The following is a 24,104-nucleotide window of genomic DNA, read 5'->3' on the forward strand; positions in this document are numbered from 1 at the left end:
ACCAAGCACACTATTAACTTCTGGATGTGGAACCTATTAATCCCTATACTTACCAGGGGAAAATTTAATAACCCCAATTCAGCAACTCTATAGCTGAGGCTTTTTGACTATTTGTCTATCGATAGAGCAGAAAATATGATGAAAAATCACTAATAATTATGTGTGGATTAAGGTCTATCACCTCCTTTTAACCCCGATTTACACTGCAATAGTCACCATGCTACCATTCATATTGAAAAGTTAGACTTTTCAAAAAATAGAAAAGGAGCGGAATGTTTGATTGCCGGAATAATTTAAAGGGGGAATAGAGACGTGAAGTCTAATGCTTTGAAAATAATCACATCATTAGTATTGATTTATTGTTTATGCATGACTCCAATAAGTTCGTTGGCAATGGGGTTGGATTACTTGAAAAAGGCATCAAATGATAATATGGGGATTTCTGATGCGGAAGGAATCCTAACAAATTTAACCGATGAACAAAGGTCGAAGTTTAAGGACTTATATTCATATGAATTATCTAAATTGCGTATTTCATCGGATGTAAATCTAAACAATGAGGAAGAGTTAGATATTATCGTTCAGTTTCAAGTAGACCCAGCAGTCGTGCAAGTGGCAAAAGAGAAAGCTAAAGGTAAGTCTGCGAAAACTTTAGGGCTTAAAGAAGCGAAGGAAAAAGTTGATAAATCCCATAAAGATTTTAAAGATAAAATGAACAAATCAAAATCATCTAGAAAAAATAAGATTTTGAAAGAATATAAAGATGCCTTTAACGGTGTATCAATGACAGTACCAGCCAAGGAGGTAATGGAGCTCATCGAATTTCCAGAAGTTAAAGCTGTTTGGGTAGATCAAAAGCTGCAGCTGGAACTTCCTCCTGAAAAAGCAAAAGAATCCATTGCTCCCCAGATGATCGATAGTATTCCTTTTTTGGGAGTCGACGGCCTTCATGATGAAGGAATAAATGGGGAAGGGATTAAAGTAGGAGTTCTAGATACTGGAATTGACTATCACCACCCAGATTTAGAGGATGTTTACAAAGGTGGTTATGACTTTGTAGATAATGATGAAGACCCAATGGAGGCTACTTATGAAGAGTGGCAGGGTCTGGATCCTGACTCATGGCCAGAAACATGGAACGGGGTCCCATATTGGACATCACATGGCACACATGTTTCCGGTATCATTGCAGGACAAGGAAAAAATGACTCGATGCATGCGATAACAGGTGTTGCGAACGGAGTAGATTTATATGCTTACCGTGTGTTGGGACCTTATGGTTCAGGGTATACAAGCTCGGTATTAAGCGGCATTGATAAGGCGGTTCAAGATGGGATGGATATTATTAACCTATCTTTGGGAGCTGCCGTGAATGATCCTCTTTATCCAACATCCATTGCATTAAATAATGCGATGATCGCAGGAACAGTAGCACTGGTAGCTGCAGGAAATTCTGGTCCTAATGACTATACGTTGGGCTCTCCTGGAACATCCCCATTAGCTATTACAGTAGGTGCCAGTGATGTTTCTGTCAGCATTCCAACAGCAAAAGGAAAAACGGGAGAACATTTATATAATCTTCAATTGATGGGAAAGCATTTTGATGACAACATAGTCGATTTATCTGATATATCCCTTGAGATAGTCGATGCAGGTTTAGGTTTTGCAGAGGATTTTGATGGGAAAGATTTTTCTGGTAAGTTAGCGTTGATTGAACGGGGTTCCATCTCTTTTAATGAAAAAATTGCAAATGCAAAAAATGCAGGCGCAAGTGCAATCATTATATGGAACAATGTTGACGGAGCAATTTCCAACTATTTAGGTGAAGGAATCGATTATCTTCCTACTTTCACGATGACGAAAAAAGAAGGGCAAAGTCTAAAAGATAATTTATCCGAAGAGAAGCAGATTACATTTAAAGATATCAGCGAGATCAAGACAGAAGGCGACAAATTAGCGGACTTCAGTTCTCGTGGACCAGCTTTAAAAACGTATGATATCAAGCCAGAAATCATCGCACCAGGAGTCAGTATCTTATCGACTGTACCGGCCTTTATTCACGACAAGGAAGATCCTTCTAATTACCAGTATGCATATGAAAGATTGTCTGGAACATCCATGGCTACCCCATATGCCGCTGGTGTAGCTGCACTTGTCCTTCAACATAATCCTGATTACTCACCATTCGATGTGAAAACGGCATTGATGAATAGTGCAGACGATTTACGCGAAGATTATAGTGTATTTGAAGTCGGTGCCGGAAGAGTCGATCCAAAAAATGCTGTCCATTCAAGAGTGAAACTGCAAGTGATGGACAAGACGACATCATTTGATGGTGCCAATAATGAGATTATCATCGATGATATCACAGGTGCGATTGCGTTTGGATATCATTACAAACAAAAAGATTCAGCAATTGCAGATAGTAGAAAAATAGAATTGCAAAATGATAGTGATGAAAAGAAAGATTTTCATATAAGTGTAGAACTATTGTCTTCAGAGGTTTCAGGTGCAAATGATGCAGAGACAAATGGAGTTGCAATTAATGTAAGTGACTCGGTATCGGTGGATGCAAACAGTAAGGTGGAATTTTCTGCAAGTATCGAAGTACCATCAGCAGCGGAGGCAGGAACATATGAAGGATATATTCATTTTACAAATACCAAAGACAATCATGAAATCTATCAAATTCCTTTCTCTATAATTGTGGCTGATAGAGGAATAAACTATTCAGTCGATCGACCGGCATTCGCCTCGGATGGTAGTAATTATCATGCTCATATGAGTGTTCCAGCTACATTTTTATATGTGGGGTTAAGAAGTCCGATGGAAACAATGGATCTAGTTGTAAAGGATGGGGATACAGGTGAATATTTAGGATATCTTGGCTATATTGATACAGATTTTTTAAATGATCAAATAGGTATCGACTTTTTAGTTCCCTTTGTCTTTGGGGGAGGGGCATACTATCCATTCACTGGAGATGAAGAAAATCCAATAAGTGGGGAAATGGTGTTAGCACCTGATGGAGCATATCAACTAGAAATCATCGGAGTGAATGAATTTGGGGAAACGTTCAAACCATCAGACCATGTATTCATTGATAATCAAGCTCCGAAAATTACGATGGAAAAGGGTCCTGGCGTCTATGAAATAGAGTATAACAAGGATGATGAACAAGGAATCACATGGTTTAATGGAAAAATATACGATTCAAACGTTGATTTAATGAAAGAAAAAGGACTAAAGGAAATAAGGAATAATCTTGATGGACAGTTTAGTCCTGTTGACCAAGGGTTGAACACAGTTGTTGGCTATGATAGTAAAGGCTGGGGATGGCCTACCCATTATTTTACTCCTGAAGCGGATGGAAGCTTTGAGTTTGGTGTAACTCCTAAAGAAGTTGCAGAGGGTCAATACGTAGACTTTGGTTTCTATGGGTTTGATGCTGCTACCGCAGGTGATCAAGGAGGCGGTATGCATAAATATTACTTCATAGGAAAAGGCGAAAAATATGCTACGGCTAATCTTAATAAGAACGAACTGTACTTGGGTGATGAAGTTACGGTTACATTAACGATGAATAATGTGGAAGATTTCATTGGTGGAGAATTTAAACTTAGCTACCAAAATTCTTATTATGAATTCGTTGATGCCAAAATCAACCCTGAATTGAAGAAATTCGCCGATGATAAGAATCTACGTACAAAAGTGGAAGTGGGAGAAATAGAGCATGATTTTTGGGAGCATCACATTCCACTTAGTGCATTTTTAGAAGGAGATGTAACAAGCGGGGTAGATGGTAATATGCCAATTCTGGATGTAACCTTCAAGGTCATTAACGACGAGTTTTATAATTATCTCACATCTTTTATTTTTACAGATGCTAAGTACCATAAAGCAGGAGAAAAGGAAGCTGTACAAGTCCCAGGCTTTATTACAGATAAGTTAGAAATAGTGCCTAAGCATACTGTTGTCTGGGGATATTTAGGACCTGAAGCATTCCTTCATGAACAAGGTTGGGTAAATGTTGATTTACATGATAAAGGTGTTGAAATTACAGCTATTTCACCAGATGGAGAAAAATATAAAGGTGAACTCGTAAAATCATCAAAATCAGAATTTGAAATTCATGGTATCCCAGCTTCTGAAGAGACCTATAAAGTAGTGGTGAAAATACCAGGGCACTTTGAATCCCACACGACAGTTACGGTAGGTAAAGAAATAAATGGGGATGTATTGGGAGTAAGAGAAAGAATGTATCCCGGATTACAATTAGCTGGGGATGTCAATGGTGACCAAGTCATTGATATCAAGGATGCTTTCTTCTTGAAAAATCATTTCAATAAGACCGGAAATGGACCGATAAAAGCAGATATCAATCAAGATGGAACGATTGATGCCACTGATATGAGATATATCGTCCAAAATTATTTGCGTGTGAATGAAATGGTAGACAGTACATCAGTACCAAAAGAAAAGCAAGGTGGCAAAACACTTGAAGATATTCTTAAGGAGTTAGGATTAGATGATTTACTAGAACAATAAGTATTTTATATAAGAGATAAATCCCACTTTGATTTAACGTTAAAGTGGGGTTTGTTAATTAATTGCAATAAATAGATTACGCAAGAAATATTTAGCAAAAACTAAAGTGGATATGAAAAGGGGGGCTTTTGGATGATCGAGGGGAAAATCATTAAGTTTTATCGCGAGAAAGCGAAACTGACTCAAGGGCAACTTGGCCGGGGCATCTGTTCTGCCACTCATTTAAGTAAAATTGAACGAGGATTAACAGAGTGTTCCCCATATACAATAAATCTTATTGCAAAGCGTTTGGGAATAAATATGGAAAAGGAAATGGAAATACATAACTCCATAAAGAAGCTTCTGGATCGTTGGCTTGAGGTGATGGTGAAAGAAGGAGTACCAGAAATGGATGTAATCAAAAAGGAGCTTGAACACACTCTATTACTAGAAATTTCTACCTATAAACATTTATACAGCTTGCATAAGGTAAGGTACGAACTTATTCAAAATAACCATGAAAAAGCCTCTGAATCAATTCAAGACATCCATAAATTAGAACCCCATTTCTCTACATATGAGAAGAATCTATTTAAACATGTAAAAGGTATGTACTTCTTATCGAGAGGCGATTATCAAAAAGCAATAGATATTCTAAAAACGATTTCACCTAATGAGTATAATAATCCGGAATATTATTATCACCTGGCAGTCGCGTATCACAATTTAAACTCTCAAATAATGTGTTATCACTACGCATACAAAGCATTGCATTATTTTAAGAACAACAATAACATTCTTAAGATTATTGATACGGAAATGCTTTTGTTGGTCCAACTCCAATTTGATAAGCATCATGATTTTGAAGATACAGTAAAACAATATGAAGGCTTAATTGAAAACTGCAATATTTGTAATGCGAAAAGAAGGAAATCAAAGCTTTTACATAATTTAGCGTTCCAATATTTAATTAGGAACAACTATCCTAAAGCAAGTGAACTTTATAAAAAGTCATGTGATTTAAAGAATCAGAAGTCAAGCGAATACTTATTATCCTATGAAGGATACATTCGCAGCTTATTCGAAGGGGGACTATTATCAAGGTATCAATTAGAAAGCTTAACTAGTGAGGGAATAAAAAAGGCGAAGGAAATAAATCATGAACTATTTATTATCCTTTTTACTCTCTTAATGTATCTAATAAAAGATCAACAAGATGAGTATTATAACTACTTATCTACAAAAGGCCTACCATACTTTAGGGAATTTGGATTAATCTATTTGGTTCAACGCTCAGAAAAAGAGCTTTTTAATTTTTACATTAACAATGGAGAAGCGGAAAAGGCTTTGGATATAACCAAGCATTTTTTTAAACAGAATGAGGAAGAAACACAATAAAAAACAGCATAATCAGATTATGCTGTTTCCCTGTTTAATACACCTTATCCCCATTAAAAATAGAGTTCTTCACAATCACATAATCTACGTGACGGATGGAGTCCAAAGTGGTTCCTCCAGCGTAGGAGATGGAAGATTGAAGGTCTTGTTCCATTTCAGTCAATGTATCCTGTAAGGAACCTTTATGCTCGACGTACATTTTTTTACCTTCTACGTTCTTCTTTTCGCCTTTTTGGAATTCGGAAGCGGAGCCGAAGTATTCTTTGACTAGCTTTCCGTTTACTTCGCTGGTTTCGCCTGGTGATTCTTCATGGCCTGCAAAAAGGGAGCCGATCATGACCATCGTTGCCCCGAAACGTACGGATTTAGCGATATCTCCGTGAGTACGGATTCCACCATCTGCAATGATCGGTTTGCTTGCAGCCTTTGCACATAAACGTAGTGCCGCTAACTGCCAGCCACCAGTTCCAAAACCAGTTTTAATTTTCGTGATACATACTTTACCAGGACCAATCCCGACTTTTGTTGCATCTGCGCCTGCATGTTCCAGTTCGCGCACAGCTTCAGGAGTACCAACGTTACCAGCAATGACGAAGCTCTCTGGCAGGTGCTTTTTGATATGCTGGATCATGTTGATGACAGCATTTGAATGCCCATGGGCAATGTCGATTGTGATGAATTCTGGAGTAAGCGCTGCTGATGCAAGCTCTTCAACAAATGTATATTCTTCTTCTTTCACTCCTACACTGATGGAAGCGTAAAGGCCTTTTGCATGCATGTTTTCAATGAATGCCTGACGCTTTTCTGGCTCAAAGCGGTGCATGATGTAAAAGTAATTATTTTCAGCAAGATAAAGGGCAATCTTTTCATCAATGATGGTTTGCATATTGGCTGGCACGACAGGAAGCTTAAATTGACGGCCACCAAGTGTCACCGTTGTATCACACTCGGAACGGCTGTTAACCACACATTTATTTGGTACTAATTGAATATCTTCATAATCAAATACATTTTCCATGAGATACACCCCTAAAAAATTATTTTCAAAGTAATGTTCGATGAATCTTTACGCAACAAAAAATCCAGACTAAAAATGGGCAGAGTTATCCTACCCATTCGTAGTTAGGATTTTACGGCTCCTAGTAGAAACTCTTAGACCATATCTCTAAGAATATACGAATGAAACGATATAAGTTATTTCAACACAAGTTTGATTATAAACGAACTTTATTGTTGTGTAAATAATAAAATGTTCGTATTTTATCGAAAAAGAGGTGGAGATTTAAATATTGCCACTTGAAATGAAGGTTATTTACTAATGGTATAGGCATGAAATCCTAGGGGGTTTCGTGTGTCTTTTTTCTATGAATCAGTTTAGACTTAGAGAAAGAGACAGAAAGAATGCACCGGATTTTGGAAGCACTCTATACTTATAATTTTCTTATAAATTGAATAGTAATTTTTAATCAAACGTTTGATCAAATTGAATTTTGTTATTGAACGAAAGGGCCTAAAAGTGGTTCGGGAAATATCGACTATTTTCGAATGGTATATTGATATAAATTAGGAGCGGAGCTTAAGGAGGAGGATAAAGATATGAATCTAGTGGAGACAGCCATAATGTTCGCAGCAGAGGCACATAAGAATCAAACAAGAAAAGGGACGGAGGTACCATATATCACACACCCTTTTACAGTTGGAATGATGTTGCAAGGCGCAGGTTGTTCGGAAGAAGTGGTTGCTGCGGGTATTTTACACGACACATTGGAAGACACAGAAGCCACTTATGAAATCCTGGTGAAAGAGTTCGGTGGTCGTGTCGCAGATTTGGTTGTGGCTGCTTCCGAAAATGACAAGAGCCTGTCATGGGAAGAAAGAAAACAACACACCATTGATGGATTGAAAAATGCATCCATGGAAGAATTGCAAGTGATCGTTGCCGATAAGTTACATAATTTACGCTCCATCAGAAGGGACCTTGTCGAGCATGGGGATATGATTTGGCAGCGATTTAATCGTGGGAAGCAGAAGCAACATTGGTACTATGCAAGCATTGTGAAGGCATTAACTCCTGGAAAGGGAGACTTTAAGTTGATTGGTGAATTGGAGGAGGAAGTTAAAGGGGTTTTTGGTTCTATAGATTTCTAAATGGAAAGGCTCCCTTAATGGAGGCTTTTTTTATCCTGAAAAAGGAAAAAAAGTCTATATCTTCTTAGTAATCCTTGCTAATATGAGAAAGGAAGGAGATGGAAATTATAGAAAAAGTAAAAATGTTATTGCTAGTGGTGGGTTTATTTGTAGTAGGAAGTGTACTGACTGCTTGTAGCGAAATGGTGGATAAAATAAATGAACAGGCCGAGGCGCAAGACGAGATCATAGACTATATTGAGGCTAGCAATCCAGTCATCCAAGCTGCTGCGGATGCCGAGATCGCGGCAGATGAATTTGTGTTTGGAGAAGAGGACTTGGAACGAGCTCACACATTCTTAGTCAAGACGACCATTCCTGAACTTGAAAAAGTAGTAGCAGATACAGAGGCGATTGTACTTACATTGGAGCCGTTGCAGCCATCACATGATAAGTTGATTGAGGCTCATAATAAACTGTTAGAAGCCTATTCGACCTATGCAGAAGGCTTTTACAATGGAGACGAAAGCCTGTTGGATAAAGGAGACATGCTTTACGAAGAATATGGAGCCATTTCTGAAGAGCACGAATTCCTGTTCACGGAATTAGCGGACGAGTATAGGTTAGAGGTGGAAAAGAAGAAATAGAATAGGACAGTAAAAAGGATGGAGATAATTGAAGAAAGTAGTTTTTTTCCTAATGTTAGCTATTATCTTAGGTGCTTGTGATCAACAGAATGGGGTTGTGGATAATGAATCACCACCTCAATTAGTGGTCCGTTCTAATAGTAATGAAGTTGTTGCAGCTCTTGGAGAGTATAGCTGGACTATAGATAATGGTGATGGAACAGCCACTACTACTAGTGTTGACTCAGATATACCTCCGAGAATAGTGGGGAACCAAGTGAATCCATTTGATACCGAACTGGGCACAGAAATCCGATTGGATTTTGCAAAACCTCCACAAGAAATTATGGTAAATATATGGAACAATAGTCAAAGGGAAAGAGAAGTTGAGGTTGAAGGTGCTACTTTTAAAACAGATGAAAAAGGTTATATTGTATACGAGATTATTGCTACCTGGGACCAAGGTAAGGTTCATTACGCAGTAAAACTTAATGTTCAATAACGAGGTCTTGTTGAACTGCAGGATTCTATCCTTTAATCAGTTACAAAAATGAATAGTAATTTTTAAACAAACGTTCGATTAAGCTGGCTTTTTTTGTTGTAATGGCGGTCTTAAAATTGCATCGAGTAATATCGACTATTTTTGCATAGTATAGTAGAAAAATATTTGATGGGACGGATTGTTCTTGCTCATGGGGGTAAAATCTCACTCCTACCACATCCACCGCATATACTGGTTCAGAGGTGATCCAGATGGGAGACATCATCCCTTTTCGCAAGCGTGGGTGCACATTAACTGACCAAGAATTAGAGGAATATTACTACATTAAACAACAAATAAAGCAGGCTAAAACACTTAGAGAATTTTTTTATTGTCGAAGGATTGTGAAGGAATTCAGTGCAAAAATGACAGCTCGTTATGGACTGGATGAAAAGAAATAAACAAGGTGGTGCAAATCTGCATCACCTTTTAATTTGCAAACTTTTCATCCGGTTGCCATGCCTTCGGGATAATTAACACTTATAGTTTTTTGGGGGAAGGGCATGGATAATTTCCTAAGTACTAAAAAGGCACGGTGCTACAAGGCTCATGTGAGTATCTTTGGAACCGCGCAGATCCATTTAAGTTGCCATATGATCCGTTGCATGCCCCGGATTTGGTCACTCCCTCTTAAATAAGTATTTTATAGAACTCAGAAGTTATTCTTGTCGTGGAATGCGAACAACACTAGAAAGAGTGTGAAGATAGTATTCTTCTCTGGACCTACTTGCTTAAGGAGTGGCAGGATTGAATTAAAATTAAACTTTTCTTAACTTGGGGCAGTGGATACAAGCAAACGTAGATTGTTGAAATAAGTATATTACCTACGCTTTTCTCACTTCACCGATGAATTAGATTAATTATGAATAATGTTCGGGTTTAAATACCATTATAAAAATAAATTGTGCAAGATTAGGCAATAGGCAATCTAAAGGAGGAAACTCTTAGAATGATAAATCCATATGAGGATAAAAAAGAATTGACCAAACATCACATTCCGCTTACTGCATCAGAAGTTGGTTTTCTTTGGACACAATATTTAAGTGATAGCTTAGCGGTTTGTGTAATGAAATATTTTAAAAGTATATGTGAAGATAAAGAAATCCTCCCTTTGATAGAAAATTCATTAAATATAGCAGAAAATGACATCAAAATTATTACGGAAATTTTCACTAAAGAAAATCATCCGATACCAGTCGGCTTTACGGATGAAGATGTAAATGTGAATGCGCCAAGGTTATTTTCCGACGTATTTATACTTATGTATATACAAAAATTGGAGATAATTGCGATGGCGGGGTGTGGAGTAGCAATTGGTGTTTCAGCACGGTCTGATGTAAGTGATTTTTTCAGGAATTTGCTTAATTCCGTTTGTGATTTACACGAAAAGTCAAGAGTGGTTTTGTTATCAAAAGGTGTATACGTCCGGCCATCGCAAATACCAATTCCGAATAAGATTGATTATGTAGATAAACAAGGTTTTTTATTTGATTTCTTAGGTTCTCATAAACGACCATTAACTGCTATTGAAATTACACATCTTTTTATCAACACTCAAACAAATGCAATGGGGAAAGCATTGATGATGGCGTTTGCACAAGTTTGTAAGAATGAAGATGCCAAACAATTCTTTTTAGAAGGAAAGGGAATTTCTAATAAGCATTTGAATAAATTTAGTACAATTTTAACCAATGAAGATATTCCCGCACCAATGAGCTGGGATTCTTACGTGATGGATAGTACGGTCGCCCCGTTTTCCGATAAGTTAATGATGTTTCATACAACTACACTGATTGCAGTAGGAATAGGAAATTACGGTACTGCTGCAGGAACATGCCATAGGATGGATTTAAGTGCTACATATACAAGACTTTCTGCAGAAATTGCTTTGTATGCGGAAGATGGTGCGAACATCCTCATTAAACATGCTTGGCTTGAAGAACCACCAATGGCGGCTGACCATAACGCTCTTATCAAAAAAAGGAAGTAGCACTCTTTCAATCGGATTTTGAACAATAGGAAACTAATTCAGTATTTCTGTTTTCATCGGCTCTTTTCTCAAAGATAATTGCTGAATTGGACTATAGAAAAGTATCAAAAAGACAGGTATTCGTCTGTCTTTTTTTGTATGTCTGTCTGGACCATGGAAAAAGCAACTTTTGACGGGAACGGAGGGATAAAATATGATAAAGGAAAAGGCTTATAGTTAGGGTGTTGAAAGATGAGAGTGTTATTGGTGGAGGACGATAGGACGATTGCTACTGGCCTGGAGTATTCGCTTCGGCAGGAGGGCTATGAGACGATTCTTTGTCAGGATGTCAAGTCGGCTGAGTCGGCGATTGGTAGTAAGCTTGATGAGATAGATTTATGTTTATTTGATTTATCTTTACCTGATGGAAGTGGCTATGACCTTTGCGAACAGGTGAAGAAGCGTGAGGACAAACCAGTGATTTTTCTTACGGCCCTTGATGATGAGGTGAATGTGGTGATGGGGCTTGATATGGGAGCGGACGATTATATTACGAAGCCATTCAGGGTCCGTGAGCTGCTTTCCCGGATCAAGTCCGTCTTACGGCGCTATCATAAGCAACCTGAACAGGCAAAAAGCTACATAGATATTGAGAATATCCGTATCAATACTTTGGAGGGCAAGGTATTTAAAAACGGGGAAGAGGTACTGCTGACCGCATTGGAATACCGATTGTTGATGATATTTGCCAACCATATCGGGCAGGTGCTGACGAGAGCTCAACTTCTTGATCGCATATGGGATGTGGCGGGGGATTTTGTCAATGACAATACGCTTACAGTGTATATCAAGCGTTTGCGGGAAAAGCTGGAGGATAACCCCCAGAGCCCTGTGATCATCCGGACCGTGCGTGGCCTGGGCTACAAGGCAGGTCAATGAGATGTGGCGTAACAGAGAAATCCAACTATATTTAAGCATCATGATCTTGATCGGCGCTGTAATCAGCGGGGCAGCGGCTTTCTTCCTTTCCATATCTGCAGCAATGCTTGTTCTGATAACCTCCGTGCTACTTATTGCTTGCAGTTTGGTTTTCACCAGGTGGAGGTACCGCGAAATGGAAAAACTTTCGGGGTATTTACGCCGTATCAGCAATGGTGATTATGAATTGGATGTCCGTGACAATCATGAGGGAGAACTGAGCATTTTAAAAAGCGATATCTATAAAGTCACCCTGATGCTCTCAGAACAGGGTTCCTATTTAGAACAGGATAAAATCAAATTGACGAATGCGATTTCCGATATCTCGCATCAATTGAAAACTCCGCTGACCTCCATGATGGTCATGGCCGATTTGCTCAGCGATAATGAGCTGGATGAATCGAAGCGTGCTGAATTCACCCAGAATATCCGTGTGCAATTGGAAAGAATCGAGTGGCTTGTGTCTTCCCTTTTAAAATTATCCAAAATTGATGCTGGCACTGTCATCTTTAAAAAAGACAAAGTTTCAGTACGCACGCTTATAGAAAGGGCGGTGCAGTCGGTGTTGATTCCAATGGATATTAAGGAACAATCCTTATTGGTGGAAGGGGACGACTCTATCACTTTTACGGGAGATAATCACTGGACAGCAGAGGCATTGATCAATATTTTGAAAAACTGTGTGGAGCATACTTCAGTCGGCGGCCAGGTATCCATTTCATTCTCTGAAAACCCTCTTTATACAGAAATAAAGGTGAAGGATAATGGGAGTGGAATTCCCAAGGAGGATCTGCCCTATATTTTCAGGCGTTTTTATAAAGGGAAAAATGCAGGGGAGGACAGTGTTGGAATTGGGCTTGCCATGGCATATAGCATCATCACCAGCCAGCAGGGGGATATCGAGGTCAGAAGCGAACAAGGAAAAGGGACCGAGTTTCATATCAAGTTTTATAACAAGTCGCGTACCTGACATAAAGGGGATAGGTTCGTCCTGTGGGACATGGATCTGTCCCCTTAAGTGACTAAATTGTCACAATGGAAGTCACTTTATAGTCATCTTAGGCAGATATACTAAGGTTACATTTAAAGATATGGAGGGAATGCTATGAGCATTTTACAAATAGAAAATCTGTCTAAGGTTTATGGGAATGGAGATACAGCGGTAAAGGCTTTGGATGATGTATCGTTTTCGGTTAAAAAAGGAGAGTTTGTCGCGATCATCGGTCCATCCGGATCCGGCAAATCAACGCTGCTTCATTTACTGGGTGGTGTGGACAGGCCGTCAAGCGGGAAGGTGCTGGTTGATAACACGGATATTTATCAATTGAATGAAACACAGCTGGCAATTTTCAGACGCAGACAGATCGGATTGATTTATCAGTTTTATAATCTGATCCCAATCTTGACGGTGGAAGAGAATATGACACTGCCATTGCTGTTGGATGAACATAAGGTCGATCAGAAACAGTTCCAGGAGATCTCTTCTACTTTGGGATTGACGCATCGCTTGAATCACTTGCCGAATCAGCTTTCCGGGGGACAGCAGCAACGTGTATCCATCGGCAGGGCACTGATTAGCAATCCGGCGATCATTCTGGCGGATGAGCCAACAGGAAATCTCGACAGCAAAAATAGCGGCGAGATCATGGAGCTTCTGAAAATGTTCAATAAAACCTATAATCAGACCCTTATCGTCATTACACACGATGAAAGGATTGCCCTGCAGGCTGACCGTGTGATTGAAATCAATGATGGAAAAGTCGCCAAGGATGAGGTGATCCGTCCATGAACATCGTCAATAAGCTGACATTGAGGCATCTGAAGAAAAATAAGAGAAGGACACTTGTGACCATCATTGGGGTGATCATCTCAGTTGCGATGGTGACGGCAGTCGCAACGCTTGGTGTCTCCTTCCTTGATCTTTTGAAAAGAGAGTCCATCGCAGACAATGGGGAGTGGCATGTTCAATATAAAAACGTCACCACCAGTCAGATAAAAGCTATCGGGGAAGATGAGAATACGAAAAGTTTGATCCTCGCAAGCGATGTGGGCTATGCGAAATTGGAAGGAGATGAGGTGACGGATAAGCCCTATCTCTTTTTTAAAGGATACAATCAGGAGGGCCTGGAACAATTTCCAATTGAATTAAGCAGTGGACGCCTTCCTGAAGCAACGAACGAAGTGGTCGTGTCGGAGCATATTGCGAAAGACACAGGGATTCACTATGAAATCGGCGATGAAATGACTGTTGAAATCGGGAATCGCATAATGGAAGGTGAACCAGAACCCTTGTTGCAGAACTATTCGGTTCAAAGGGGGGAAGAGGGATATCTTGAAAACTTGGAAATTCACACAACAGCAACATTCACCGTTGTAGGCACCATTGAAAGGCCCTCTTGGGAGCAGCCCTGGGCACCTGGCTACACAGTGATCAACTATATTGATAAAGAAAATTTAACGGCGAGTGTCGATGCCATTGTGGTTGTAAATAAACTGAATGGATCACTATTTGAACAGGCAGAACAACTGGCTGAGCAAAACGATATAGTTGGGGTGGGTTTCAATGATGAATTGCTCCGATATTATGGCATCACAGATAATGATAACCTCCATACCACTATGTATTCCTTGGCGGGCATCATCATTGCTGTCATCATCATCGGATCGGTATCACTGATATATAACGCTTTTGCGATCAGTGTTTCAGAACGAGCAAGGCATTTAGGGATGCTTTCAAGTGTGGGGGCGACCAAAAAACAAAAACGCAATTCGGTCTTTTTCGAAGGGGCCGTCATTGGGGTGATCAGTATCCCGATTGGTGTCTTGGCGGGCCTCGCAGGAATAGCAGTCACCTTTATGTTCATCAACACTTTCATTGCGGATGCCTTGGGGGCAACAGAAAAGCTTGAAGTGGTGGTCACGCCGGCTTCCATCCTGATCGCGTGCTTGATCTCAAGTGCCACCATTTTTGTTTCCACTTACATGCCGGCCCGTAAAGCATCCAAAGTCTCGGCCATTGATGCGATACGCCAAACACAGGATATTAAGCTGACAAGTAAAGGGGTCAAAACCTCCAAGCTAGTCAGAAAAATATTCGGCTTGGAAGCGGAAATCGGACTGAAAAATGTAAAAAGGAACAAAAAAAGATACTATGCCACACTCTTTTCACTCGTCATCAGCATCATCCTTTTCTTAACCGTATCTTTCTTCACGAATAATTTGAGCAGGTCTGTGGAAATGTCACAGAATGGAACCGATTTTGATATTTTAGTTTCAGGAAGCAGCGGAGAAATTTCCGACCTTGAATCCTTGGTTCATACAGAAGGTGTAACCGGTTATAGTCTCCAAAAGACGGTCCAGTTAACGTCATTAATGGAGAAAGATAAATTCACCAAAGAATTGATCGCTGTTATCGAAAAAGAAAATATCGAACTTCAAGAAGGCAGATATCCATATTACGTCAATGTATATGGGTTGAGTGAAAGCAGTTTTCAAGATTATGCTGCTAAAGTCGGTACGGACCCAAAAACCTACCAGGATTTAGAAGAACCGAAGGCCATCATTATTGAAAAAATATCTTTCCAGGATTACGAAGCATCCAAGTTTGTGGAAACGAAATCAATCAACACTAAACCCGGTGAGAGAATCGAGCTTCAATTTACCGATTATGAAACAAACGAGCATACCGCGCTTGCGGAACTTGAAGTCGGTGCACTGACAGATGAGCTCCCTATGGGAACCAATACAGCAAGGATTGGCGGCTTGGATATAGTCGTACCGATGGAAACCTTGGATGCCATCCTCAATGAGAAGGCGCGTAATGAGGTGCAATTATTCCTTTACATGAATAGCAGTGATCCCATGAAGACGCAGGAAGCACTCGAAGAAGTCGTCCCCTCTTCCATGTATATATATAACGTCTTCCAAAACAGAGAGCGGGAACAACAAATGATCATGTTCTTATCGGTATTCACCTATGGATTCATTGCATTGATTTCTTTGATTTCCATTGCCAATATCTTTAATACCATTTCCACCAGCATTACCTTACGAAAAAGGGAATTTGCAATGCTGAAGTCTGTCGGAATGACCCCGAAAGGCTTTAACAAAATGATCAATTACGAAAGCATTTTCTACGGAGTGAATGCCCTGCTATTTGGCTTGCCGATCAGCTTCGTTGTCATGTATCTGATACATCGCTCTGTAAACGAAACATTCCAATACGGCTTTACCCTACCGTGGCTGGACATCCTTTTTGTGATAGCTGCCATCTTCATAATCGTCAGCTCGGCCATGCTATATTCCATATCGAAAATCAAGAAAGAAAACATCATCGACGGATTGAAGCAAGAGAATATATGAGATATTAGGTGAGTCGGTTAAACCGGCTCATTTTTTTGTTGTGCAGAGGATAGGTAATAAAACTATTCCTATGTAGCATTTTTTGAACAAACGTTTGATTAATTGATATTTCACTATTGTTTTGACGCGGTTTAAAATAGTTCGCTATACATCGACTATTTCTGCATACTATTGTGAAATAGTCTTATAAAGTTAAAAGTGGGTGGCTCTACTGTTGAATGGTATGGAGGGATTTTTTAAAATTGGTGAAAGAAGCGACTATAAGAATACGCAAGCTTGGGCAGAGGCTAAAAAGAGATGCCGGTTAAATGCGAGTGATATACAAATGGCCAAGGAGTTGGGAATGGCACCAAAGAGTTTAATGAAAAATACCCCTGGACCAAATCAGAAATGGAAGGCGCCAGTTAAGGTTTAAATCCGTGATTTATATGAGGAGAAGTTTGGGAAGGTCCTAACCCCCAAAAAGCAGGAAAAACCGGTTGTTTCTGAAGACTGGTATGAGGAGGAGGATTTACCGTTTTGATGAAAACTAAGACTGATTCATTATCTCATGCTGACAGCACGGGGAACATTTTATTTATCTGCTCGCTATGTAAAGATAGAGGATCGGGATGAAGAATTATCTTGAAAAACAACCGTCCTTATAAGAAAAGCTTATAGATCTTCATAAAATAACAGTCATTTCTATTATGACCCCTCTTGAGTAAGATGGAAGTATATTCTAACAACTCAGGAGGGGTTTCTATGTCGTTTACCATCAACAAAATTGACCATGTTCAGCTTGCGATGCCAAAGGGTCTGGAGGAGAAAGCCCGCAGATTTTATGGTGACATTTTAGGATTTGAAGAAATGGAAAAGCCTGAACCACTTCGAAAAAGGGGCGGTGCTTGGTTTACGTTAGGAGCGGTACATCTTCACTTAGGGGTGGAAGAGCCTTTTTCACCGGCTAGAAAAGCGCATCCTGCCTTTGAAGTACTCGTAATTGAAAAGTTGAAAAGCCATTTGAGCTCACATGGAGTGGACTACAAAGTGGATGACAACTTGCCGGGGGCCAATAGAATTTATGTGAGTGATCCATTTGGAAACAGGTTGGAGTTTTTGGAGTGGCTATAATTTTATGATATGAAATTCTTTTAGCACATGCCCGGTAAAAACCAGGGTGTGTGTTTAATATAGTAATTTTTAAACCAACGTTTGATTAAATTAAAATGTGGTCTTGTAATAATGGGGCTAGAATTAGGGCGATAAATATCGACTATTTTTGCATAGTATAGCAAAATAATGATTGATGGGGGATATGTGTTTCCTTCAAGTGGAAGTAAAATTATAGAAGTGAAAGTGGGTGGAAAGGGGTCGAGGAACCTGTCCCACTACGCTCTCAACCACTTTACCACCTCGATTCTCGTTCCTTGTTCCAATACGGAATCTATTAAAAACTCATCCATCATCCTTTTCACCCCAGGTAAACCCGCCCCTAGGCTGTTGGAGGTGGAGTAGCCGTCTTCCATTGCTTTGCCGATACTGGTGATGCCTGGTCCGTTATCACTTACTACCACACTTAAACCAGGTGTATACTTATGTATTACCTCAATGGAAATGGTGCCTGCCCCGGCATAGTTAATGACGTTTCGTGCGAGCTCGGAGATTGCGGTGGTGATTCGGACCTGATCTATATAGCTGAATCCAAGATTGGTTGCAATTTCGCGTCCAAGTCTTCTGACTATGATTATATCTTTCTCGTCTTTGATGGTAAGTTGGTGTTTAATTTCCATCGGTTCGTCCCTCCTAGGGTAAAGCTGTTTTGCCATAAGCGGAGAGGTAAGCTGCCCATAAGTTGCTTTTTTTTGGGTGAATAGAGCTTAATAAAAAAAGCCAAAGAGAGGGTGGGTTCATTACCGCCTTCTCTTTGGCTTACGTCTAGTTCCATGCCTAGCTCATTACTGCCGGTTATTATTTTTTGGGGGACAAGATGAACACGATGATGCTCTTGTCCAGAATGAAGTCCCAGCTTACAAAAATCTCTGTAATATCTTTTTGCAGGTGATACTGGAATAATGCTTTTTCTTGGAAAAGTAGTTTTTTCTCCAGTTTCCGTTTGGCAAGTGTTAATGCTTCTTCAAACCCAAGTTCAATGAGTTGCTCTTCTATTTTTACGAGAATGCCTTCTCTGATAACAACAAAAGTTCGTTCATTCAGCATATGAGAATATGTAACATCCGGATGCTTCTCTGCTTCTGCACTGATTTTGGCGACGAGGGTTTCTACTTCACATCGATTGGGGTAGTTGTATTCAAAAAACTTCTCTGCCTTTTCTACGACTCCGACCAAAAGGCCAGATCCGTTTTGGAACGACCAGTCATAGTAAAATTCTTTGATTGGTAGTCCGGTGACGGAATGAATGGTTTCTATAATTTTATTATTTAATTTACGCATCATTTTATCACGTATTTCCTCGACCGTCAGAGTGTGGTCGTCTTCTAGCAACATATTTTCTATGGGAGATAGGAATTGACGCAGATAGATGATGACATAGGGTGAAGCGATGGTGACGAATATCGATTCCGGACCTTTTCCGAAATGCTTTCTGAGTAATCTTCCAATTTCACTTGATAATTCTGACTGCTGCACTTTAACTTCCATCGTCCCATCCCTTTAAGAACAGGGATTTTGCCCCGAGTTCTCTATCAATGTTAAGGGTTGTAGTAGAAATTTAATAAGTTTACCCGTGAAAATAATGGGGTACATTTAATAGTTAAACCCTCTTTAAGTATATAATTCTACAAAAATGACGAAAAACCTTCTTGATATTGGCTTTTTAATCGAAAACCTCTTCATAAATTTCCCTGAGTGCGATTAGTATCCATCGGTCTCTTTTTTTTGTTATTCTATAAATAGGGAAAATTGAAACTATTTACCCATTAATTAAAGGGTTTTTATGCCAGAAAAGCGAATATAGTGTAGGTTAGGTAGGAGAAAATTGTCGATAAAAAAATCTTCAGAACATAGAGTATCTAGGGGGTACAATTCATGGAAACTTCACAGCTTCAGGTCAAGCGTATATTAGATAATATCGGTAATGTCATGATTGGGAAGGAGCATGTGGCAGAACTCAGCATTGTCGCATTACTTGCGGGAGGACACGTGTTGCTCGAGGATGTGCCGGGAGTGGGGAAGACATTGATGGTACGTTCCTTGGCAAAATCGGTAGGTGCGAATTTCAAGCGCATTCAGTTTACTCCGGACCTTTTGCCTTCTGATGTAACGGGAAGCTCCATCTACAACCCCAAGGAATTGAAGTTTGAATTCAGGCCAGGGCCGATCATGGGAAACATCGTACTTGCCGATGAGATAAATCGTACGTCGCCGAAAACGCAGGCAGCCTTGCTAGAGGGAATGGAAGAGGGCAGTGTGACGGTGGATGGGAATACGCTTTCTTTAGGTAGTCCATTCTTTGTCATGGCGACACAGAATCCGATTGAATATGAAGGAACCTATCCATTACCAGAGGCGCAGCTAGACCGTTTCCTTTTCAAGATGAACATGGGTTACCCATCGCCTCAGGATGAAGTGAATATTTTACATAGCACGGAAAAGAAGCAACCGATCAATGAGCTGCAATCCGTCATTACCTTAGAGGAACTTCAGGAAATGCAGAGGCAAGTAAAGGGTGTACATGTGGATGTGACAGTCAAGGAATATATTGTGGATATGGTCAACCGCACCCGCACCCATCAATCCGTCTACCTTGGTGCAAGCCCTCGTGGTTCCGTTGCATTGATGAAGGCGGCGCAAGCCTATGCTTTCATTCATGGCAGGGATTATGTGCTGCCGGATGACATTCAATACTTGGCTCCATACGTATTGCCGCACAGGATCATTTTGAAATCGGAAGCGAAATTTGAAGGGATGACAGCCGAGCAAGTGGTCAAAAAGGTCATTGATCGAACGCCGGTCCCTGTACAAAGGTCGATGAGCAGATAATGAAGGTATTTTTTCAGAAAGCCAAAAAAGTCTGGAAGTTGATTTCCTTTCTGCTGCTTGTGGTGATCACCTTCGTGTATGCCATGTTCCAAGGGGGCTTTGTCAGTTGGTTCCTGTTCATCAGTTTCCTGCCATTTGCATTGTATGCTTTTTTGGTTATGGTCTATCCGCTACAAGATTTCGAAGTGACAAGGACCATTAATCAGGAAAAGTATCGGGCGGGTGACCGCCTTGTCGGAACGATTACACTAAGGCGTACTGTACCGGTTCCACTCGCTTACCTTCTAGTGGAGGAAGTGTTGCCAAACAATCTATTATTCTGTCAGCAGACAAAGCAGGCGAAGCGGATCCTATTTCCTTGGTTTAAAAGCACCGTCACCATTCAGTATGCGCTCGATCGCCTTCCGCGTGGGGAGCATACTTTGACTGGGATCCGTCTTGTGACCGGTGATTTCCTCGGGCTTGTGGAGAAAGAGAGAATGATAGAGCTGGACCGCCATTTCCTTGTTTATCCGAACTATGTGGAGATGACTTACAGGCAGCATGAGAATAAGTTTGATCAGGGATCCACCTCCTCCAGGATGAAAATGGTGCGTGATACGTCCATGACAGTCGGAGTCAGGGAGTATCAGCCTGGCGATCGCTTTTCCTGGATCGATTGGAAGGCGACTGCGCGCCGTAACGATATTATGACAAAAGAATTTGAACAGCAACAATCGCATGATGTCATGCTGTTTCTTGACCGGTCTCAATCTGCTTCTTTTGAAAGTGCGGTCAGTTACAGTGCTGCGTTAACAAAGGCGATCCTTAAATATGGTTCACAGGTCGGCCTTGTGTCGGTCGGGGAAGACAGGTCTATTTTTTCCTTGCGGAGCGGCGAGGAGCAATTTGCGGAAATCTATTATCACCTGGCAAAAATCCAGCCGAATAGCAAGAGGGACTTTTCCAAAGTGATAGAAATGGAGATAGGGAAATTCCAGCCGACAGTGACCTTTGTTTTCCTTACAGGGAAGCTCACAAAAGGAATGGTGGAAAGTTTCGAAAAGCTCTCTTCCCGCCATCTTCATTTGGAAGTGCATCTAACAAAGGATGTAGGAGTTCGCGTGACAAAAGAAGAGTTGGCCTATATGGACTTATTAAAGCGCCGTAATATTTTTGTGAAGACGGTCTATCCGAGTAAACCTGCGGCTGATGTCATAAGTGAGGTGAGTTAATCATGGCGAAGTCAAACCCTTATCAGCGCAATGGTTATGCTTTTCTGATGCATGTATTCGGTTTTATTCTTCTGTTGGAGTGGATTCTTCCCTTAAAGGATGTCACCGATACTGCTAATCTCTATATATTTGTCGTATTCTTGCTCCTGTCATTTGCCCTTTCCTTTTTGCAAATCATCCCTTTATTGAGCTTTTTTGTTCATCTAGGGTTCATGTTTTACTTTATTCATATCATTTATATGGACGGCAGATTTTTGAGCAAAAGCTGGTTTGGTTACCTTTGGCATGATTTGAAGTATAATGCCAACATTATATGGGCGGCAGATTGGATGGCGATGACCGGTTTGTTCAGGAGCATCCTTCTGTTCATCCTGTTATGGCTTGTGAGCTACCTTGTAATTTATTGGATCCTGTACCGCAAGCAGATGCTTTTATTTGTCATTTTCACCATCACATACGTTGCCATCCTGGATACCTTCACCCCATATCAAGGGGACGGGGCCATCGTCCGCTTGATCATTGTGGGACTCGGCATTGTTGGATTTGTCCATTTAGAACGATTGAAGGAACGGGAAGGCATCTATCGAAACAGTAAGCTCCTGTTTGGATGGGGGATCCCATTGATCCTATTCATCCTGTTATCAGCGACAGCGGGTTATCTATCACCAAAAGCGGCACCGATCTGGCCTGATCCAGTACCGTTCCTGACAAGCTTCGGAAACGGGGATGGCCCTGGTGTCGGGAATGGTGTGCGCAAGATCGGCTACGGAGAAAATGATTCCCGCCTTGGTGGACCATTTGTCCCGGATGACAGCGTCGTGTTTCAGGCAGAGCTAACGCGTACACATTATTGGCGCGTTGAAACGAAAGACATTTATACCGGGAAAGGCTGGGATTCCACCGATGGAAATAGGGTGGAACTCGCCCAGGGAATGAATGACCAAGTTTCCTGGATGAGCGATGCGGTAGAAACCGACGCGTTAACTGCAACACTGACGATGGAAAAAACCTACCCGCATATCAATTACCCGCTAGGCCTGAAAGAAATACAGGCAGAAGATGCTTTTTACAGGCTAAATGATAGTACAGAAAAAATCACAACAGTGGACGGCGACGGCGAACCACTGGAGTTGGAAGAATACCAGGTGAACTATGAGTTCCCAAGATACTATATAGAAGCGTTGAAAGGCGCGGAACCTGGCACAGGTGAGGAAAGTGATGAGGAGTTTATCGAGCGTTACACGCAATTGCCCGATTCCTTGCCAGATAGAGTGGTGGAGCTGGCTGAGGAAATCACCGCATCCTTCCCAAGCCGATTTGACAAGGTCAATGCGGTAGAACGTTACTTCCGGAACAATGATTTTGTATATGAAACAACAGATGTGGCCGTTCCGACCGGAAATCAAGATTATGTAGATCAATTCTTATTTGAGACGATGCAGGGATATTGTGACAACTTCTCCACCTCCATGGTCGCTCTGCTGCGTGCGGTGGATATTCCGGCACGCTGGGTAAAAGGGTACACGCAGGGGGATTTTGTCGATGTTACCGATCTTTCAACTCGGATTTTCGAAGTGACCAACAATAACGCCCATTCCTGGGTGGAAGTATACTATCCGGAAGTCGGATGGGTGACATATGAACCAACAAGCGGCTTCTCCAACCCATACCGTTTTGTGTACCAGTCTGCTGAAGAAAATACAGGGGAAAATGGCGAAGACGATAACATGGAACAACCAGATAGACCGGAAACCGAAGAGATGGATAGACCAGAGCTTGATCCGGGGCAAGACGAGGAGACAGCTGGTGCATCCGTTTCAGATGGTGGTGGACCGTTGAATTTCTCTGTGTCATGGAAGCCTGCGCTCTTGTTTGTTGTTGTATTTTTGACAATAGGTTTGGTACTGTTCTTCGGCCGTAATAAGTGGATTCCATACGTGTATATCTTACGCTACAAAGGCAAACGGGAGGAAGGGACCTTCAACAAGGCCTATCCTGCTTTGCTGAGACAGCTGCATGCAGTCGGTCACACCCGGAAAGACGGGCAAACATTAAGAGAATATGCCAAGTATATTGATGACTATTACAGCACAAGTGAGATGGGAGTGCTTACAGCCAATTACGAGCGTGTCCTCTACCGTGGCGATTCCTCCGAACAAGAATGGGAGAAATCGGTGGAATTATGGGAAAATTTAATTAAAAAGACATCATCTTGACCTGTCCTGACTTGGTTGATAGAATAAGGACAATTAAATCAAGTAATCTAATTATTGGCTTCATATATCCTCGATAATATGGTTCGAGAGTCTCTACCGGGTTGCCGTCAACTACCCGACTATGAAGGCAGTTCTTTTTACATGGCAGGGCGCCATCAATCCTTC

The 24,104-nt window shown here is 40.9% G+C and carries 19 protein-coding genes and 2 riboswitches; of the genes, 16 read left to right on the forward strand and 3 right to left on the reverse strand.

The window, feature by feature from the left end:
- Window positions 1-312 precede the first annotated feature (312 nt).
- Together MKY77_RS02590 and MKY77_RS02595 are read left to right on the forward strand one after the other, a co-directional pair.
- Window positions 313-4,548 (forward strand): S8 family serine peptidase, encoded by a 4,236-nt coding sequence (locus MKY77_RS02590; protein ID WP_339148680.1) that lies wholly within the window; start codon window positions 313-315, stop codon window positions 4,546-4,548.
- A gap of 132 nt (window positions 4,549-4,680) precedes the next feature.
- On the forward strand, window positions 4,681-5,925 hold the full coding sequence (locus MKY77_RS02595; protein ID WP_339148682.1) for a helix-turn-helix transcriptional regulator: 1,245 nt from the start codon (window positions 4,681-4,683) through the stop codon (window positions 5,923-5,925).
- Window positions 5,926-5,959: 34 nt separating this feature from the next.
- On the opposite strand, the gene guaC is transcribed toward MKY77_RS02595, so the two are convergent.
- Window positions 5,960-6,943: a GMP reductase gene (gene guaC, locus MKY77_RS02600; RefSeq protein WP_339148684.1), complete on the reverse strand. Its 984-nt coding sequence runs from the start codon at window positions 6,941-6,943 to the stop codon at window positions 5,960-5,962.
- A gap of 81 nt (window positions 6,944-7,024) precedes the next feature.
- Window positions 7,025-7,124, reverse strand: a riboswitch (purine riboswitch).
- Between the two features lie 397 nt (window positions 7,125-7,521).
- On the opposite strand from guaC, the gene MKY77_RS02605 reads away from it, so the two are divergent.
- The 11 genes from MKY77_RS02605 to MKY77_RS02655 all read left to right on the forward strand — a co-directional run bounded on the left by MKY77_RS02605 (window position 7,522) and on the right by MKY77_RS02655 (window position 17,641).
- Entirely contained in the window at window positions 7,522-8,073 is a 552-nt protein-coding gene (locus tag MKY77_RS02605) for an HD domain-containing protein (protein ID WP_339148686.1), read from the forward strand.
- A 98-nt stretch (window positions 8,074-8,171) separates the two neighbouring features.
- Window positions 8,172-8,699: a hypothetical protein gene (locus MKY77_RS02610; protein WP_339148687.1), complete on the forward strand. Its 528-nt coding sequence runs from the start codon at window positions 8,172-8,174 to the stop codon at window positions 8,697-8,699.
- Window positions 8,700-8,751: 52 nt separating this feature from the next.
- Window positions 8,752-9,180 carry a hypothetical protein gene (locus tag MKY77_RS02615; protein ID WP_342515638.1) on the forward strand — a complete coding sequence of 143 codons (429 nt, stop codon included), beginning with the start codon at window positions 8,752-8,754 and terminating at the stop codon, window positions 9,178-9,180.
- A 251-nt stretch (window positions 9,181-9,431) separates the two neighbouring features.
- A complete protein-coding gene (locus tag MKY77_RS02620) occupies window positions 9,432-9,620 on the forward strand; it encodes a hypothetical protein (RefSeq protein WP_339148689.1) in 189 nt (62 codons plus the stop codon).
- A gap of 548 nt (window positions 9,621-10,168) precedes the next feature.
- Window positions 10,169-11,209, forward strand: a complete 1,041-nt coding sequence (locus MKY77_RS02625) for a DUF3231 family protein (protein ID WP_339148691.1) — start codon at window positions 10,169-10,171, stop codon at window positions 11,207-11,209.
- 231 nt (window positions 11,210-11,440) lie between these two features.
- Window positions 11,441-12,127, forward strand: coding sequence for a response regulator transcription factor (locus MKY77_RS02630; protein ID WP_339148692.1), 687 nt, complete (start codon window positions 11,441-11,443; stop codon window positions 12,125-12,127).
- A 1-nt stretch (window position 12,128) separates the two neighbouring features.
- Window positions 12,129-13,136: a HAMP domain-containing sensor histidine kinase gene (locus MKY77_RS02635; RefSeq protein WP_339148694.1), complete on the forward strand. Its 1,008-nt coding sequence runs from the start codon at window positions 12,129-12,131 to the stop codon at window positions 13,134-13,136.
- Between the two features lie 135 nt (window positions 13,137-13,271).
- On the forward strand, window positions 13,272-13,955 hold the full coding sequence (locus MKY77_RS02640) for an ABC transporter ATP-binding protein (protein ID WP_339148696.1): 684 nt from the start codon (window positions 13,272-13,274) through the stop codon (window positions 13,953-13,955).
- Complete coding sequence (locus tag MKY77_RS02645; protein WP_339148698.1) at window positions 13,952-16,528, forward strand: FtsX-like permease family protein; 2,577 nt, start codon at window positions 13,952-13,954, stop codon at window positions 16,526-16,528. The genes MKY77_RS02640 and MKY77_RS02645 overlap by 4 nt, the downstream gene beginning before the upstream one ends.
- A gap of 214 nt (window positions 16,529-16,742) precedes the next feature.
- Entirely contained in the window at window positions 16,743-16,943 is a 201-nt protein-coding gene (locus tag MKY77_RS02650) for a hypothetical protein (RefSeq protein WP_339148700.1), read from the forward strand.
- 329 nt (window positions 16,944-17,272) lie between these two features.
- Window positions 17,273-17,641, forward strand: coding sequence for a VOC family protein (locus MKY77_RS02655; protein ID WP_339148702.1), 369 nt, complete (start codon window positions 17,273-17,275; stop codon window positions 17,639-17,641).
- Between the two features lie 257 nt (window positions 17,642-17,898).
- On the opposite strand, the gene MKY77_RS02660 is transcribed toward MKY77_RS02655, so the two are convergent.
- Both MKY77_RS02660 and MKY77_RS02665 read right to left on the reverse strand, forming a co-directional pair.
- Window positions 17,899-18,300, reverse strand: coding sequence for an anti-sigma regulatory factor (locus MKY77_RS02660; RefSeq protein WP_339148704.1), 402 nt, complete (start codon window positions 18,298-18,300; stop codon window positions 17,899-17,901).
- A 178-nt stretch (window positions 18,301-18,478) separates the two neighbouring features.
- Window positions 18,479-19,168 (reverse strand): Na-translocating system protein MpsC family protein, encoded by a 690-nt coding sequence (locus MKY77_RS02665; protein WP_339148706.1) that lies wholly within the window; start codon window positions 19,166-19,168, stop codon window positions 18,479-18,481.
- 387 nt (window positions 19,169-19,555) lie between these two features.
- On the opposite strand from MKY77_RS02665, the gene MKY77_RS02670 reads away from it, so the two are divergent.
- The 3 genes from MKY77_RS02670 to MKY77_RS02680 are packed head-to-tail and all read left to right on the forward strand — an operon-like array spanning window position 19,556 to window position 23,939.
- The gene (locus MKY77_RS02670) at window positions 19,556-20,509 is read left to right on the forward strand and encodes a MoxR family ATPase (protein ID WP_339148707.1); all 954 of its coding nucleotides are present in this window, start codon (window positions 19,556-19,558) and stop codon (window positions 20,507-20,509) included.
- Complete coding sequence (locus MKY77_RS02675) at window positions 20,509-21,723, forward strand: DUF58 domain-containing protein (RefSeq protein ID WP_339148708.1); 1,215 nt, start codon at window positions 20,509-20,511, stop codon at window positions 21,721-21,723. Before MKY77_RS02670 ends, MKY77_RS02675 begins: the two co-directional genes overlap by 1 nt.
- Before the next feature lie 2 nt (window positions 21,724-21,725).
- Window positions 21,726-23,939: a transglutaminase domain-containing protein gene (locus MKY77_RS02680; protein ID WP_339148709.1), complete on the forward strand. Its 2,214-nt coding sequence runs from the start codon at window positions 21,726-21,728 to the stop codon at window positions 23,937-23,939.
- Window positions 23,940-23,979: 40 nt separating this feature from the next.
- Window positions 23,980-24,081: riboswitch (purine riboswitch) on the forward strand.
- Window positions 24,082-24,104: the final 23 nt, after the last annotated feature.

This window comes from Sutcliffiella sp. FSL R7-0096 (genome assembly GCF_038595065.1).
Lineage (GTDB): Bacteria > Bacillota > Bacilli > Bacillales > Bacillaceae_I > Sutcliffiella_A.